This is a genomic window from Rhizobium sp. BK008 (assembly GCF_014197345.1).
Taxonomy (GTDB): Bacteria; Pseudomonadota; Alphaproteobacteria; order Rhizobiales; family Rhizobiaceae; genus Rhizobium; species Rhizobium anhuiense.
The window spans coordinates 179,920-195,294 of the sequence record NZ_JACIFK010000001.1 but is presented as its reverse complement, the minus strand read 5'-3'; the positions used below and the strand labels follow the sequence as shown (position 1 = coordinate 195,294).

General features: G+C 56.1%; 12 protein-coding genes. 4 read left to right on the top strand and 8 right to left on the bottom strand.

The window, feature by feature from the left end; all coding sequences use genetic code 11:
- Nucleotides 1-299 precede the first annotated feature (299 nt).
- Nucleotides 300-1,925, bottom strand: coding sequence for a right-handed parallel beta-helix repeat-containing protein (locus tag FHT69_RS00900; RefSeq protein WP_183904767.1), 1,626 nt, complete (start codon nucleotides 1,923-1,925; stop codon nucleotides 300-302).
- A 682-nt stretch (nucleotides 1,926-2,607) separates the two neighbouring features.
- Here FHT69_RS00900 and FHT69_RS00895 point away from each other — a divergent pair.
- Nucleotides 2,608-3,315: an Ig-like domain-containing protein gene (locus FHT69_RS00895; protein ID WP_047611531.1), complete on the top strand. Its 708-nt coding sequence runs from the start codon at nucleotides 2,608-2,610 to the stop codon at nucleotides 3,313-3,315.
- A 119-nt stretch (nucleotides 3,316-3,434) separates the two neighbouring features.
- Here the strand turns inward: FHT69_RS00895 and FHT69_RS00890 are convergent, their stop codons facing one another.
- The 5 genes from FHT69_RS00890 to FHT69_RS00870 form a co-directional block, all read right to left on the bottom strand.
- The gene (locus tag FHT69_RS00890) at nucleotides 3,435-4,139 is read right to left on the bottom strand and encodes a hypothetical protein (protein WP_183904766.1); all 705 of its coding nucleotides are present in this window, start codon (nucleotides 4,137-4,139) and stop codon (nucleotides 3,435-3,437) included.
- Nucleotides 4,139-6,415: a polysaccharide biosynthesis tyrosine autokinase gene (locus FHT69_RS00885; RefSeq protein WP_047614401.1), complete on the bottom strand. Its 2,277-nt coding sequence runs from the start codon at nucleotides 6,413-6,415 to the stop codon at nucleotides 4,139-4,141. Before FHT69_RS00885 ends, FHT69_RS00890 begins: the two co-directional genes overlap by 1 nt.
- 51 nt (nucleotides 6,416-6,466) lie before the next feature.
- Nucleotides 6,467-7,168: a hypothetical protein gene (locus tag FHT69_RS00880; RefSeq protein WP_047614403.1), complete on the bottom strand. Its 702-nt coding sequence runs from the start codon at nucleotides 7,166-7,168 to the stop codon at nucleotides 6,467-6,469.
- A 73-nt stretch (nucleotides 7,169-7,241) separates the two neighbouring features.
- Nucleotides 7,242-8,453 carry an SLBB domain-containing protein gene (locus FHT69_RS00875; protein ID WP_047614405.1) on the bottom strand — a complete coding sequence of 404 codons (1,212 nt, stop codon included), beginning with the start codon at nucleotides 8,451-8,453 and terminating at the stop codon, nucleotides 7,242-7,244.
- Between the two features lie 289 nt (nucleotides 8,454-8,742).
- Nucleotides 8,743-10,167 carry an O-antigen ligase gene (locus FHT69_RS00870; RefSeq protein ID WP_183904765.1) on the bottom strand — a complete coding sequence of 475 codons (1,425 nt, stop codon included), beginning with the start codon at nucleotides 10,165-10,167 and terminating at the stop codon, nucleotides 8,743-8,745.
- 309 nt (nucleotides 10,168-10,476) lie between these two features.
- Here FHT69_RS00870 and FHT69_RS00865 point away from each other — a divergent pair, with 309 nt between their 5' ends.
- Together FHT69_RS00865 and FHT69_RS00860 are read left to right on the top strand one after the other, a co-directional pair.
- On the top strand, nucleotides 10,477-11,076 hold the full coding sequence (locus FHT69_RS00865) for a transglutaminase-like cysteine peptidase (protein WP_097542016.1): 600 nt from the start codon (nucleotides 10,477-10,479) through the stop codon (nucleotides 11,074-11,076).
- A 267-nt stretch (nucleotides 11,077-11,343) separates the two neighbouring features.
- Complete coding sequence (locus FHT69_RS00860; RefSeq protein WP_047611541.1) at nucleotides 11,344-12,672, top strand: UDP-glucose dehydrogenase family protein; 1,329 nt, start codon at nucleotides 11,344-11,346, stop codon at nucleotides 12,670-12,672.
- 223 nt (nucleotides 12,673-12,895) lie between these two features.
- On the opposite strand, the gene FHT69_RS00855 is transcribed toward FHT69_RS00860, so the two are convergent.
- Complete coding sequence (locus FHT69_RS00855; RefSeq protein WP_047611543.1) at nucleotides 12,896-13,687, bottom strand: metallophosphoesterase; 792 nt, start codon at nucleotides 13,685-13,687, stop codon at nucleotides 12,896-12,898.
- Between the two features lie 613 nt (nucleotides 13,688-14,300).
- Here FHT69_RS00855 and FHT69_RS00850 point away from each other — a divergent pair.
- Nucleotides 14,301-14,552 (top strand): KTSC domain-containing protein, encoded by a 252-nt coding sequence (locus FHT69_RS00850; RefSeq protein WP_029868399.1) that lies wholly within the window; start codon nucleotides 14,301-14,303, stop codon nucleotides 14,550-14,552.
- A 209-nt stretch (nucleotides 14,553-14,761) separates the two neighbouring features.
- Here the strand turns inward: FHT69_RS00850 and FHT69_RS00845 are convergent, their stop codons facing one another.
- On the bottom strand, nucleotides 14,762-15,367 hold the full coding sequence (locus FHT69_RS00845; RefSeq protein ID WP_097542015.1) for an alpha/beta hydrolase: 606 nt from the start codon (nucleotides 15,365-15,367) through the stop codon (nucleotides 14,762-14,764).
- Nucleotides 15,368-15,375: the final 8 nt, after the last annotated feature.

Genomic DNA, 15,375 nt, shown 5'->3' with positions numbered 1-15,375 from the left:
GCGATTTCAGGGATTCTAGCCTAACGCTACGCTAAATACACCGGCCGAAGCAAGTGAAAATCGCAAACCGCCCAATAACGGCTCAGAAAGATGAACGTGTCGCGCGCATAGATCGGATGTTTACTAGGCTATTAACTATAAATTCGACCTATAGTTTATTCTTCTGATGAACGGCGGAAATCTTTTGTCATCGACTAGCTCCCCGGTCCCGACCCCCGACATCAATTCATGATCGGGCCTTCAAGCCGGGAACGGTCGGCCGGCCGAAGACGACCGACACTCTCTGGCATTGGCGGGACTCAGACCAGCAGGTGCGAAGCCTGGCTGCTATGGAACGCGTCCACATTGATGCCAACGCTCAACGAGTCCGTATCGATGTGCGACGCACCATCTGAAATCTTGTACTGGAAGGATTCGCTGACTTTTCCGCTAAGGCCGGCGAGTTTAGCGGCATCGACCGTATAGGTATAGTCGCCATCGCTGTCGACATGGATGACGCCGTATTTCCCGGTCAGCGTCAGGCCATGCTTGTCCACCGCGCTGTCACCGAAACGCCGCAGCAGCACGGTCCCGTTGACGGCACTGTCGTTCTCAAGGAGATTGCCGTGATAGGCGCTGCCGGTGTCGGCCGAGATCTTCAGGCTGTCATGGACCGCGACAATCTTCGGAACGACGGCCGCAGCCACCGTGGCGGTAGGCGTTTCGGTCGTAGCCGGCGGGGTGCTTGTCTGCGGCTGCGCCGGCGCTTCCACATGCTGCTCGACGACGGGCACTGCGGGCGTCTGCTCATTGTTCGATGACGTATCGCTGCTTGTGCTGCCAGCGGCGCTGTCGAGTTCGGCCTGCGCTTGTTCGAGCGTTTTGTTTTCGCCGATCGAGAACGTGTTCTGAGCAGCAATTGCTGCCGGCATCGTCAGCGTCGAGACCAAGCTGTCGATGATATTGTCATAGAAGGACCCTGATGCAGGCCTGTCAACCTTCAGCGCTGACGAAGACAGGTCGTCAAAGACATTGTCATGGATATCGATGTTCTCACGGATATAGCTGGGATTGCCAGCGGCGCTGACGAGGACGCCATACACGCCACCATGTACATAATTTCCGCTGATATCATAGTTCTTGGCGTCACCCTGATCGCCAAGGCCGATGCCGTAGGACCAGCTATAACCGCCGTATCCCGAGATATCATTGTCATGGATGGCGATGTTCGTGCCTGCCTGAGCACTCAACCCAAAGCCGCCTCCGACCAGCGTGTTGCCCTCGACCACGGCATTTATAGCCCGAACCAGCACAAGGACACCCTTGGCGCTGTTGGTCTCCGTCTGCTCCAGATGATTGTCCTTGACCAGGATATTGCTGCTGTTGTTGAGTTGGATGGCGTCTGCTGCTGCACCCTGGCTGTTGGTGACGGTATTGTCGATCAGGGTGACACCGTTGACCTTGTCCATCCAAATGCCATCGGCATGTACGCCGGTCAGGGTGCTGTTCTCAATCGTGATGTTTTGGCTGCTTTGGAAGCTGATCGAGCCGGGCTTTCCAGAAAGGCCCGTATTGGTCACCTCGACGTTGCGCACCGTCCAGTTCGACACATTCCCTGCATATATCGCATTGGCGCCGGTATCGGCGATCTTGATATTCTCGATGACGATATTCGAAGCCTTGGAACCGTGGATGCCATCATTGCTGCTGTGAATGACCGGCGCATCGCCGATACCGTAGCTGCCGATCGTGATCGGAGCGGCAATGCTGCCTGAATATTTCAGGTCGAACTGTTCATTGAATACGCTTCCGGCAGCAAGCAGCACGCTGTCGCCGGGGTTCAGCCTCAAGGATTCGACGGCAGATAACGTCGCAAAAGCTGAACTCTCGCTGGTTCCGCTATTGTGGTCGGACCCTGTTGCTGAATTCACGTAATAGACGGTCATGCTGCGATCTCCCAAAGGTATTGGAAAATCTTTTAATCGCGCATCTCTCTCTGCCTGCTAAAATGAAACACTAAAATGCGTGACATCTCGCAATAATTCTTACGCCTTCCACATAAACATCTTTATGTATTGAATATATCGCGTTGCAACAAAGGTGCACCGCACAATTGCGAGATCCGTTACCTCACACCTGTAGAGGATGTAAGTCTATCTTCCAGGTCAGTCGGCAGAATTTCGATCAGCAAGAAACGTTACTTGGTAAACATATGTGACAAGGAAATGACATCAGTTACTTCGGCGGATCGAAAGCGCCAAGCTGAGGCTAGTCGAACAAGATCGAACCGCCACATCGATAATCCGAAGTGGTTATATCGAAATTTCATCTGCGCATCAGCCTGGATTCGTATTCTTATAAATTGCTTTTGAATAAAGATTCTTACACCCTGAAGAAATATGAATTCATGTCTACACATCGGCGTTTTCACTTATTATTAATGAAATAATAACCAGGCGTTTCATCGCCTTGTGCACATTGTACGTGTGTCATTATTACACGATACACCCGAAAATGTTCATCTCCTGTTAATTACGCCCTTGACTCTCTGTATTAAGATATCCTTAATCGAGCCGCTCGCTAAAGGTCAGAATTGACCAGTGAAGAACAATTCAAGGAGAGACATTAATGGCCATTCATGCAACCGATGATACTGCAACATTCTTGGAAACTGACGCCATCTCGGGGAATTTGCTTGCCAACGATACCTCCGACGGCAACCTGTTCCTTCGCTTCTTCGACCAGCAAAGCGTTGGCGCCAAGCAAGGCAACAGCCAGGTCACCGAAATCCAGGGCGACTACGGCACCTTCTTCGTCAAGCCGGACGGCAGCTACACCTATGTCCTGAGCGACGCTGCCAAGGTCAACTTCACCAATGGTGAACTGCTTCAGGAGAAGGTCTCCTACAAGATTTCCGACGGAGCAGGTCATACCGACGTCGGCCTGTTTACCCTGAATATTCAGGGCGTAACCCAGGTGAAGCCGATCGCCGTCGACGACCACTACAGCTTCAACGAAGGCAGCGCCATCGGCGGCAACGTTCTGGACAACGACATTGCCGGCGACAATGGTCATCTCTTTCTTCGCCAGTTTGCCGGCACGAACGTTAGCGGCAGCCCGAGCGCAACGACTGACGTCGCCGGCACCTATGGCACGTTCCATGTCAAGGCGGACGGCAGCTTCACTTACGATCTGGCTGCAGATATCGCCCCCGGCGATCACGTCACGGAAACCATCCAGTATTACAAGATCTCCGACGGCGAAGGCCACACCGATGTCGGCGTTCTGACGCTGAATATCACGGGCACGGATTTTGTTTCGGGCGTCAGCGTCTGATCGTCAATAAAGCAATCCAATGAGCAACGCCCCCCTAAGCGGCGGGCGTTGCTGCCCGTAAACACTTGGTCCAAAGCCGACGTGCATCTGGAACTGTTCTCGGAAAAACTGCCGGCGGATTACTTGCGGCAGCGTTGCCGAAATCGCGCTGTCGCTCCATCACCGACGGCTGCCCAGGTTCGATCGAAGACAGGGCGGAGTTGCGGGCTGATCTCTTTTATGGTGGCGTTGACCCGGCAACGATCGCCCCGTTTCAGCATCGTCATAAGATCGCTATCGAGGGCACTCTTTGCCGCCAAAAGCGTCGCATCGGTAAAATCGTTCCAGAAATAGAACCGGGTTAGAATCATCGACTCGTCGTAAGGCGCGAGAGCGACCGAACGCTTCATCATTCCCGCAAGCGAAAGCGGCTCTTCGGCGATGATCGACTGCACGGCCGCAAGACGAAGCCAAAAATTGCTGTTCGTCGGCATGCACGAAAGCGCATACCGCAGGTATCGGTCCGCACTCGACGCCGCAGCGGCCCAGGCGTCGTAGTTGACATTAACGTTCTGGCGGTCAAGTTGCGCCAGAACAAGGGTCACGCCAGCAGCCACAATGTCGGATCGGCAGTAATGCTCGTCAACCACCTCGGCACTGCGTGACGCATATCTGGTCACGACATCGTCACTTACGGTGTCGCCGTGCTCGATCCTTTCGGCGACGATCGAGATGCTGGCCGTTCTGATCGAAGCGTAGAGCTCCCGACCGGCCAGCATCACAAAGACGACGGTGACGATGATGAAAGCGATCCTGCTGACCGAAACGAACTGACTGCGGACCATCAGCTTTCGGTATAGTATCGCGAATAACGCTTATAATAATATTCGCTCGAACCGAATGTCCGGTAAAGTTTCATCTGCGACGGGTCGACCTTGGTCAATATGGTGCCGACGCACTTCGCGTAGAGTTCCGGCTCGGACAGCAGGGTCGACTGCACGACCTTGCGCGACGTCTTGCCCCACTCGATAACGAAAACCACCGCATCGAGCTTCGAATTGATTGCGCGCGCATCCACAACCGGCGCGAGGGGTGGAAGGTCAACGATAATATAGTCGAAGCTTTGACGCGCCGTTTCAAGAAGCTGATCCATGCCGCGTGACGCAAGCAGTTCCGACGAGTGCGGAACACGATACCGTGCCACCGTCGGCAAAAATGCAAGCTTAGTTTTCGGATCGAGAAGGATCAGATCCTTGAGCGGACGACCGTCGACGATCGCCTCGAGCAAGCCGGCCTCGGCATGGCGGCCGATCGCCCGGGTGGCGCCGGGATTGCGCATGTCGCCATCGATAAGCAAGCAACGCGCACCCTGCATTGCCAGAAGCTTGGCAAAATTGATGGATGTCGTCGACTTACCCTCTCCGGGCAAGCTCGACACGACGCCGATGACCTTGCAGCGCTGATCGGCTGCACTGAGGTCGATGGCAATCTTGGCGCTTCGAAGCGTCTCGGCAAATGCCGAAAGCGGATGCTCCTCGACATAGGTCGTGGTCTTCCCGCCCCTGGCGATGCTGCGTGGATTGCTGGGATCAACGAGCGTCGGATCCTCGACGTTATTTTCAACCAGCGGCATGACGCCGAGAGACTCGACGTCGAGGACTTCGCGGACATCATCGCCGGTGCGGAAGAACCGATCCCGGAATTCGCGGAAAGCGCCTATGCCGCTTCCGACTGCACATCCCAGGAACATCGCAAAAGCGACGACCAGGGCGCGCTTCGGAGCACTCGGCTTCGTCGGGGTCTCCGCCGTCGTGATGATGCGTGCGGCGGTGATCGGGAAGCTCTGTTGCTGAATGGCTTCCTGGTAGCGCGTCAAGAAGCTCTGATAGAGATTCTTGTAGGTATCGCGCGTGCGCTCGAGCTCGCGAAGCTGCACCTGCGTTTCACCGGCAGACGCGGCAACGCCCGTCGCCTGTGTCACACTGTCGCGCAAGGAATTTTCGCGCGATTTCGCGACCTGCAGTTCGCTTTGGTAGCTCTCGGCGATGCGGTTCAACTCATCGAACATGAGCCTTTTATATTCTTCCATTTCCGCACGAAGCCGAACGGCCTGCACGTGATCGGGACCAAGCCGCGCCTCGATTTCGGTCTCGAGCTTGGAAGCCTCCAGGTATTTCTTGCGCAGGTCGTTCGAAATGGAGCTGTCGAGCACATCTGTGACGATCGCATCGGTCTGTTTGGCGTCGATGATCGACTTGACGCGCGCATATTTTGCCTCGGCCTTCGCCGTCTCGGCCTGTGCATTGATCAATTGGGTGTTGATCTCGGAGAGCTGCTGCTCGCTAAGCAGCGTACCGGAGCCGGCCTCGACAAGCCCATGCTCGCTGCGGAATTTCTGAACCGCAAGGTCGGTGTCCAGCGCCTGCTGGCGCAGCTCTTCGATACGCTCCTGCAGCCACTCGCCGGCCCGGCGTGTCGCCTCATATTTCGAATTGAGCTTGTCAACCAGATAGACGTCGGCGATGGCCGCCGCGATATCACGCGCCAGATCCGGCGACTGCGAGGTATAGCTGACATCGAGAACATAGGATTTGCCGACGCGTTCGACATCGATGTTGCCTGCGACAGTCTCCGCAGCACTTCGCCGCTTCGCTTCCGGATCGGGTGCGACGACTGCGTCATCGGCAAACCATGACCGGAAATTCACGAAGGATTTCAGCGTCGAGACGGAAAAAAGCGAGTTTTTCGGCGCCATGAACACCGGATTGTCGACGAGTTTGAGTTTGTCGACGACGGCATAGGCGATCGTGTCGGACTTCAACAGTTCGACCTGACTGAGCACAGTCCCTTCGTCATCGTCCATCTGGCCGAAAGCCGCCAGCTGGTTGATCACCTGACTGTCGCTGCGGTCGATCAGCACGCTTGTATCAGCGGTGTAGACCGGCACCGAAGTCAGGACATAGACAATGCCGAGAATGGCGAAGGCGAAAGCGCACGCCGCAACCATCCGCCACTGTCGGCGGGCAATTGCGATGAGCTTATCGAAATCGATGAAGTCAGCTTCGTTTCCCGTATCGCGGGAGGGGTCGATACGTGGCGTAAGTTTATCTGGCGATAGCAATTTCGATCTCCAACAAAGGCGTCAAGCGCTAAGATCTAAGGGCAATTCCAGCTATTGTATGACCGGCACACTTTGACTCGTCGACTCCGTCGTATCGGTAGACGACTGCCCTCCCGAGCCTGTGCTAACGATGACAGTCGTGGTCGTTGAATCCGAGTCGGCATTCGAAACCTTCAGCGTACCGGCAGTCGTCTCGGCGCCCTCGAAGGGCGTACCGTCGTCGGAACCCGGCCCCGTCTGACCAACCGAGCCGTCGTTGCCGATACCTGCTGCTGCAGAAGCACTTGCACCCGGGCCGAGTGCCGCGGTCCCGCCTTCGGCGAGAACCTTCGCAAAGGCTGCAAGCAGCGGCGCCAGATTGGGATCGGCCGTGGCAGCGTCGGCGACCGCCTTTTCGATTGCCAGCTTGAACTGCGGATCCGACACCAGGCAGCTGTTTGCAGCCCGGCCAAGACCGGAACCGATCGCCGCCATCTGTGCGGCATTGGCCTTTTTGGCCTGCTCGATGACCGGCGCAAGCGCGTCATTGCTGCTTCCGACCAGCGCACGGACACGCGATGACAAAACCAGCGGATCGGACATATCGAGCAGAACGGCCGGGTTAGCCGTAAATCCATTGACGTCGACCGGAGTCAGATTTGCCGGACCCAAACAAGCTGCTGCAAAAGCGCTTGAATTCATGCCGGCAACCATCGCGATGACAATTCCGCTATATGCAAGCTTACGATAAACACCTGACCTTGCCACAACCATAGCCCTTCATCAAATCCGCTATATAGGCCGCCGGCATTGAACATTCGCGATCGATGCCGGCACCTATTTCAAATCAATTTCCAAGATCCTGTACCGCGTTGCGGGTATCATTCGCATCGTCGGCCACTCCGGAAACAGTGGACGATACCGAGTTTACGATGTCAAGGAACTTGACCAGTTCAACAGAGGCCGAATTGGAAATATAGATAATATCCTTGTCTTCCATCTTGAATTGCTGAGCAGCAAACAAGGTGGCCGGATCGCGAAGATTGGCACGGACGATCACCGGAACTGTTTCACCCGCAAATCTCGTCGTGTCCACATGCATCGCCTGAACCGTCTTCTTGGGGACGAGGCGATAAAGCATGACCTGGGCCGGATCCGCGCGGTCGTCACGCAAGCCACCCGCCTTGGCGATAGCCTCGCCGAGGGTCAGGTCGGATTCTTCGAAATCGAAGCGCCCGCTGGTGCCTGTGGCACCCAGGGCAAGGAATGTGCGACGCTCGTGATCGATCGAGATCGTATCATCCGGCGCAACATAGATATTCTCCGCCGGGTTCTTCAAGAGCGTATTGTAGGCGACGGTTGCCGTCTTGCCGCGGCGCTGCAGCGTCACATTCGTTTCGATATTGTTGGTGGTCAAACCGCCAGCGGCGGAAATGACGTCGAGAACACGCTCGCCGGCCGGGCTGATCTCGATGCGCTGGGGATTATTGACATCACCGAGCACAGCCACCTGACTGGAGCGGCTCGTCGTTGTCGTAATAACCACCTGCGGCTCGATCGCGCGGCTCGCCAGGCGATCCTCGACATCCTGCTCCACGGTCTCTTTGAGGCGACCGGCAGCCGGAACCCTGCCCGCATAGGGAATTGTGATCGTTCCGTTTCTATCGATAGTCTGGCTCGGCAGAGAGATGTAGTTGCCGGGTCGACTGCCGGCATCGGACGGAATGAACAGACCGCCGGACTGAGCTTCGAAGATGGCGACCTCAACGACGTCACCGTACCCAAGCGGAATTTCGGGCGCCCCGCCTCGACCACCGCCAAAGCCCTTGAAGGAGGTTGGCTGGGGAGAAGTAAAATACGGGAGAACGTTCTTGCTGAGATCAATCAGGGCGTAGTCGATACCGACGCGACGCTCCTTCGTTGTCACTTTCACTGCCGCATCCCGATCAACATCTTTGTGATCAGGACCGGATCTTGGCAACGAGGTGCAGCTTGCCAATATAGTCGTTAGCGCTACAACAATGGCGACGCGTGTACTACCGATACGAGAACAACCCATAGAATAACCTGTGTTGACGCCCCTGAAGCTACTGCCCCGCAATCTGACAAAATACAAGACGATCCCCGATCAATAACACTGAAAGCCGATTAACATTCCCCTAACTGTGGCAGGCTGGCAACGCCGAGCCCCTTAGGAAGCGAAAAACGACTTCGGTCCGACTTTTCTGGCGTCGCAACAATCCGAAGGCTGCACCCGCTATAAAATTTCTTGGGTTTCAGAGTCAACCGTTCGCACCTGCACAATCGATCTTTTCCGAAAATCTTATTAAAATCCATCCATTTAAACTTTAAGTGGTTAACGGCCGCTCATATGCCATGTCCGCCTCTCCATTGTTGCGCCCGAGACTTATCGCGACAACCGCACTGAGAAAGGCCGAATAAAACACGGCGAAACCCGGTATCTGCAGCGAGAAATCGACCGCTGCATGAAGGGCGACCAAAACCGTCCCCGCCAGACCAAGAAGAACATAATGCCTGAGGCGCCGCCTTTGGGCGAACCCGCGCCAGAAAACTTTGGCAAGGACCGAGAAGGCAAGGATCGCCGCGATCGGGAACAATATTCCGAGGCCCAGAAATCCTTCCAGATAGAAATTGTGTGCGCGGTCGAAGATCCCGAAAATCCCGCAGGCCGGATCGCGGTAGGCGGAAAACACGGTCCGGAAGGTTCCAAGCCCCGTCCCCGTCAACCAATGGTCCGAAACGGCACGCAATATGCCCGGCAGGATGCAGAACCGATCATCATCCTCGAGCCGCCGCTCTTGCGCACGCAAAATCGCCTGGCCTGCAAACATCGCCAAGAGCACCACGACGAAACCAATCGCCGAAAGGAATTTCAGCATCGAACGCCATTTTGGCGCCGGCTTCAGATGACGCCTCGATCCGCGCCAATTGAGAACAAGCCATGGAAAATAGATGAGGGCGGCAACAAAGGTGGCAAATATCCCGGCGCGTGAGCGGCTTAGCATCAGCGCGGTGAAGCATGCGCATAAGAGCAGGATGTAGATCCACGATCTCAAGAGAAGCGCGTTTCGGCCCGGTTCGCCGGGCGGATAGTTCGAATAGGTTCGGAAAATGTCCCGGACCAGGGTCAGCATGAGCAGCGTTCCAAGCCCGAGGAAGGTCGCAGCGGTATTGCGGTTGACGAAGACCGCGGTCAGGCTGTCGAGATAGGCGTGTTTATCCACGACGATCAGGATGTTGGGAAACAGCGAAAACTGCAGCAGACCGAAAACAGCGATGATGCCTGCCGAAAGCCCGAGGCCGGCGAGCACTTTCCGCGCGCGCTGATCTGTATCGCATAACAGAAGCCCGGTCAGGAACGTGACAAAAGGCAGCGCGACCCAGAGGGTCGACGCGAGCGTATCGGCCGGTTCGACCGAGATCGCCGCATACTGGACATCTGCCAGGTCCCGGGCAGCATTCCAGGCAGGATTTGCCAGCCAATCGGAAGGCAGCTCGATGGTCTGGACGAAGGTCCACCCCGTCAGCACGACAAGCAAAAGCAAAGCGACACTGAAAACCCATCGGCTTTGTCGCGGCTCTCCGAACAGCAGTGCTGAAATGATGGCAAGCGCAAACATTGCGATCGCGGCGAAGGCGAAGGGAAAGGGCGTGACGCTGCCGAACGGAATGAGTGTCAGTATAACCAGGCTAATAAAGGCGGAGAGAAGAACCTCTCGCAAGACCGGCCTGTTGATCAGATTGGACAGCATCAGAGTTTATTTACCAAAGCAAACGCGATCAAAAGACGTGAGGCAACCGCTGCGATCATTTATTCATGCTAATTTAAGTTGCAGATCAAGCGCTTGAATGTTAAGGTCTGACAGAAATCCATATCGTTTAAAATTGTCGCGAAAGGTTTAAACCAATCGAGACAAGCCCCGGCTATGCTCCTTCAAGCAGCAGGAACGGGACAGACGTTCTGCAGCCAATACTTGGCAGATCACTAAATCGCCATGCCATTGACTGAGACAAAAGGCAAGCCTGATCTCAATCGGTTGCCCGTAACGGGGATTTAAGAGATGAAGAAAACAGTCGTTACACTTCTGGCACTGGCCTTTACAGCCGGCAATGCATGCTCGGCATTTGCCGCCGGTCCCGCAGGATTTGCCCGCGGTCTGACCGATAGTTCGTCGGTCAGCTATATCTCGGAAAAAGACAAGATCATTCCGCCTTTTGCCCAGGTGCTGTTCTGCGCCCAGAACCCGGCCGAATGCCGCGACAACAATGGCTTGGCAGTCATTGCGCTGACGGACAAGCAAATGCTGCAACTGAAGGATGTCAACACCGCCGTCAATCGTACGATGATCGGCCGGAACGACTCCCGCAGCGAACTGAATGGCGACGTCTGGAAAGTGAATGTGCGCAGCGGCGACTGCGAAGATTTCGCATTGACCAAACGCAGCCGCCTGATAGCGATGGGCTGGTCGTCGCGCGCGTTGCGGATCGCGACCGCATATACGCCCTCCGGTGAAGGACATGCGGTCCTCGTCGTCAGAACCGACAAGGGCGATCTCGTCCTCGACAACAGGAAAAGCACCATCAAGAACTGGCGCGAGACCGACCTGCGCTGGGACAAGATTCAATCGGGAACAGACCCCTACGTCTGGTACCGGCTGTAGCAGCCGAGCAACGACACAGACCGATTGATCCTGTTTCCGGATTGAAGTCGAGCCGCTCTGACGAGCGGCTCGACTTGTCATATCTTCCACATAAACCTATGTTTTGGCTGTCGACGGGGTAGCCGGCAGCAAGCTGCGATGCCCGGAGTTCGATGTCCGATGTGGGTACCAAGGCGATCTTCGGTATTGTCTTTTCGTCCAGATTAACTAAGACGAACTCATGCTGCGACGCAGCATGACGTTCTACTCTAATGATTTGAGGGAAATATGCGCATCACGATGATTGGATCAGGCTATGTCGGCCTCGTTTCAGGCGTTTGCTTTGCGGATTTCGGCCACGACGTCATCTGCGTCGACAAGGATCTGAGCAAGATCGAAGCCCTTCGCGAAGGGCGCATTCCGATCTACGAACCGGGCCTGGAGCAACTGGTCGCCGAAAATACCAGCACCGGCCGGCTGTCGTTTTCGACGGATGTCGGCGAAAGCGTCCGCAGCGCCGACGTCGTGTTCATCGCAGTCGGCACGCCGTCCCGGCGCGGCGATGGCCACGCGGATCTCTCCTATGTGTACGCCGCAGCGCGCGAGATTGCCACCTACGTGGAAGGCTTCACCGTTATCGTCACCAAGTCGACGGTTCCGGTCGGCACGGGAGACGAAGTCGAACGCATCATGCGCGAAACCAACCCTGCGGCGGATGTCGCCGTGGTTTCCAATCCCGAATTCCTGCGCGAAGGCGCGGCGATCGAAGATTTCAAGCGCCCTGACCGCATTGTCGTCGGGCTGAACGACGATCGGGCGCGTGAAACCATGACTGAGGTCTATCGTCCGCTTTATCTCAATCAGGCCCCCCTGGTCTTCACCACCCGCCGCACCTCGGAACTGATCAAATATGCAGCCAATGCATTTCTCGCGATGAAGATCACCTTCATCAACGAGATCGCCGATCTCTGCGAACGGGTCGACGCAAACGTCCAGGACGTCTCGCGCGGCATCGGTCTCGATGGCCGTATCGGCGCCAAGTTCCTGCATGCCGGCCCGGGTTACGGTGGCTCCTGCTTCCCCAAGGATACGCTTGCCCTTGCCAAGACGGCGCAGGATTACGACGCGCCGGTCCGGCTGATCGAGACGACAATCTCGATCAACGACAACCGCAAGCGCGCGATGGGACGCAAAGTCATCTCGGCCGTCGGCGGAGACATTCGCGGCAAGAAGGTCGCGATTCTCGGCCTGACCTTCAAGCCGAACACCGACGACATGCGCGACAGCCCGGCGATCGCCATCATCCAGACCCTGCAGGACGCCGGAGCCCAGGTGGTCGGCTACGATCCCGAGGGCATGGAGAATGCCCGCAAGGTGATCGAGAGCATCGAATATGCAAGTGGCCCCTACGAAGCGGCGGCCGGCGCGGATGCGCTTGTCATCGTCACCGAATGGAACCAGTTCCGCGCGCTCGATTTCAATCGCCTGAAGCAGTCGATGCGCGCTCCGATCCTGGTCGATCTGCGCAATATCTACCGCAGTGATGAGGTCCGCAAATACGGCTTCACCTATACCGGTATTGGCACCAATCTCTACCAGGACGTGACCCACTCCTGAAATAGATGAACATCTGATCGTCCTGACGCCGCGGAGCATAGCCCGCGGCGTTTGCTTTTAGAGCGTGATGTCGAAACAGTGTAAGCGGTTTTCGGCCGACACCGGGCTCGTCGATTTAGAGCGCCGCGCGTCCTTTTCGGACGCACAAAGGACGCTCTAACACGTTGAACCTGCGCATCATGCTTTCCGAAAATCGATTCCGATTTTCGGAAAGCATGATGCGCTAGAGGATCCCGACCCGCGTCCCTTTTATCGTCAGCACGGTGAGCCGGCCCGTCGCCGAAACCGCGGTGTCGATGCCGATGCGTTGCGGACCGAATGTCGGGGTTCGCGCCGGGGTATGGCCGTGAATCACGAGGACGGGAAGCTGCGGCCCTTCCTCCAGGAAGGGCTGACGGATCCACATGAGGTCGCTGTCCTTTTGCTTCTTGAGGTCGATGCCCGGCTTGATGCCCGCATGGACAAAGAGGACCCTTCCCATCCGCAGCATGATCGGCAGCGATTCCAGGAATTCGATATGCCGTTCGGGAATCATGTTCCGAATGACGCGGGCAATCGTTTCGCTTCCGGCCGCCGACTGCAGCAGATGCTCGATATCGATACCGTATGAGTGCAACGTCTCCGTTCCGGCAAAGCCGAGCCATTCGAGAATACGCGCCGGTTTGCGATAGAGCTGCACCAGTTCCGAATCGTGATTGCCGCACAGGACGAACCGCTGAAATCCCGGCGGGGGGCTCTTGCTCAGGAACTCCAGCACAGCACTCGAATCAGGCCCGCGATCGACATAGTCGCCGAGCATGACGATGAGTTTCGGTCCCGGAATGCGGGCGGCGTCCGCCTCGATGCGGCGATGCGCCTCGACAAGCTCATTGTAACATCCGTGAACATCGCTCATCGCGTAGACCGCAGCGAATTCGCCTTCGGCAAACGTCAGCCGAGCGCGTCTTTTACGGTTGCCAGCCAGTATCGGTATCTGTTGTCGCCACGGCCCTAGATAGTTAAACATGTAACCCATTTATGAGACCCGACCGGATGACGGGCTGTCGGAAATAATCCATCTCTTGTCCATCGCTGCAACGGCATGAGGCTCAGTGAAGGATGATTGTCCATCCTTGTAGCTGCCGATTGAAAGCGCAAGGGAATCCTGCGTAGTCTTCGCCTGAGCGCGTAGCGCCTGACCGGTTTGCGTGTCGCGGTGAACGGACGACAATGCATTCTCGACCTCTTCGATGGCGCTTTCTCGAAATTTTGCAGGCAGATCGGTTGTCGGAGGCACGTGGCCACGCCCACTCAAGCAACTCGCCAGTGACAGTAACACTACTGTCGCGAGAAACAGCAATCTGTAATTGTTCATATCTGGGAGAGCGCTACGGTTAATATTCCGCTATATTTTAATATATGACGGTTAATCCGTCGTTAAGCGGAGCGCATATGGTGTTTCACGTCATCTTTGCGGTTAATATTTCCCGAGTGGAAGAATCGCGGCTGTCGGATTTCCACAGGAGAGACCTTCGAAAAAGCTGTATTAATCAACTATAACGAGAGCGTACACGAAAAAATGAACGTTAAAGAAGATCGCGCTTGACGCCCCCGCGGGGCAGCATAAAGATGGTGCGTTGCGAGCGTGAATGACATTCTTGATTGGGAATCTCAGATCCAAAATTGCGGGGTGCAAAGTGGAAACTGCGGTTGATTCGAAACTTATCGAGGCAATCACCTACGACGAAGACAGCCGGCATCTACGGGTCTATCTGACCAACGGTCAGAGACGAGAATATGAAGGCGTTCCCAAGGGTGTCGTCGTCGGGTTGACGATGGCGGAATCCCCGGGAAATTTTTATATGAAGGCAATCAGGGGCAAATATCCTCCTCGCCCCTGAAGTCTTATCGATAACGGACGATGGGATCATCGTGCCAGCAAAGATGCGGGACCGGCAATCGTCGGTCCCGCAAATCAGTCTCCCGCCAGCTAAAGCTTGTCGCCCAAAAGTGTGCAGCGGTGTTGCGACAATGACATGCGTAAAACCAAGGACCTAAAGCGCCAGGAGCGAATCTGTAAAGATTGCGACGCGCTTTAGCGGTGTACGTTTCAATAAGCGCCGAGAAAATCGCGGACCGCATTGATCTCAAGCGGCGCAATCTCGTGGCCACCGGGATGCCAGATCACCCTGACATCAGCCCCGCGGCTTTTAAGATGGTCGGACAGCGCCTCGGTCATGGGAACGGGAGCGATCGGATCTCGCTGCCCTGCCGTCACCAGCACCTTTTTTCCCGCAAGCGTCGACTGGGCTTCAGGTTGAAACGGAATGAGCGGGTGCATCAAAACCGCAGCATCGAAGATACCCTTCTCGATCAGCACGTTGGCAAGAATATTTGCGCCGTTTGAAAAACCCAGGCCGAGAATCTTGGAAGCCCGGTGCTCGTCGGCAAACGCCTTGACGTAGGCGGCCATCTTTTCCGTCGCTCGCAAAAGGTCGGGCATATCGTAGACCCCCTCCCCGGTGCGGCGAAAGAATCGCGCCGCGCCATGTTCGGAAACATCTCCGCGCGGCGAGAGAATCGTCGCCTCGGGCAGCAGGCGCCGGCCGAAGTCGAAGAACTGGTTTTCGTCACCGCCGGTGCCGTGCAGCATCAACAGGATGGGTTTATCCGGTGCACCGGCATACAGCCGGTGCACATATCCGGTTTCGGTCATATCGCCTC

Excerpts from the sequence above, each read along its gene's own strand:
- FHT69_RS00880 (WP_047614403.1), bottom strand. The coding sequence starts at position 7,168 with ATGGTTGTGGCAAGGTCAGGTGTTTATCGTAAGCTTGCATATAGCGGA.
- FHT69_RS00865 (WP_097542016.1), top strand. The coding sequence starts at position 10,477 with ATGAAGAAAACAGTCGTTACACTTCTGGCACTGGCCTTTACAGCCGGC.
- FHT69_RS00845 (WP_097542015.1), bottom strand. The coding sequence starts at position 15,367 with ATGACCGAAACCGGATATGTGCACCGGCTGTATGCCGGTGCACCGGAT.
- FHT69_RS00855 (WP_047611543.1), bottom strand. The coding sequence starts at position 13,687 with ATGGGTTACATGTTTAACTATCTAGGGCCGTGGCGACAACAGATACCG.
- FHT69_RS00895 (WP_047611531.1), top strand. The coding sequence starts at position 2,608 with ATGGCCATTCATGCAACCGATGATACTGCAACATTCTTGGAAACTGAC.
- FHT69_RS00870 (WP_183904765.1), bottom strand. The coding sequence starts at position 10,167 with ATGCTGTCCAATCTGATCAACAGGCCGGTCTTGCGAGAGGTTCTTCTC.
- FHT69_RS00890 (WP_183904766.1), bottom strand. The coding sequence starts at position 4,139 with ATGGTCCGCAGTCAGTTCGTTTCGGTCAGCAGGATCGCTTTCATCATC.
- FHT69_RS00900 (WP_183904767.1), bottom strand. The coding sequence starts at position 1,925 with ATGACCGTCTATTACGTGAATTCAGCAACAGGGTCCGACCACAATAGC.
- FHT69_RS00875 (WP_047614405.1), bottom strand. The coding sequence starts at position 8,453 with ATGGGTTGTTCTCGTATCGGTAGTACACGCGTCGCCATTGTTGTAGCG.
- FHT69_RS00850 (WP_029868399.1), top strand. The coding sequence starts at position 14,301 with ATGACATTCTTGATTGGGAATCTCAGATCCAAAATTGCGGGGTGCAAA.
- FHT69_RS00860 (WP_047611541.1), top strand. The coding sequence starts at position 11,344 with ATGCGCATCACGATGATTGGATCAGGCTATGTCGGCCTCGTTTCAGGC.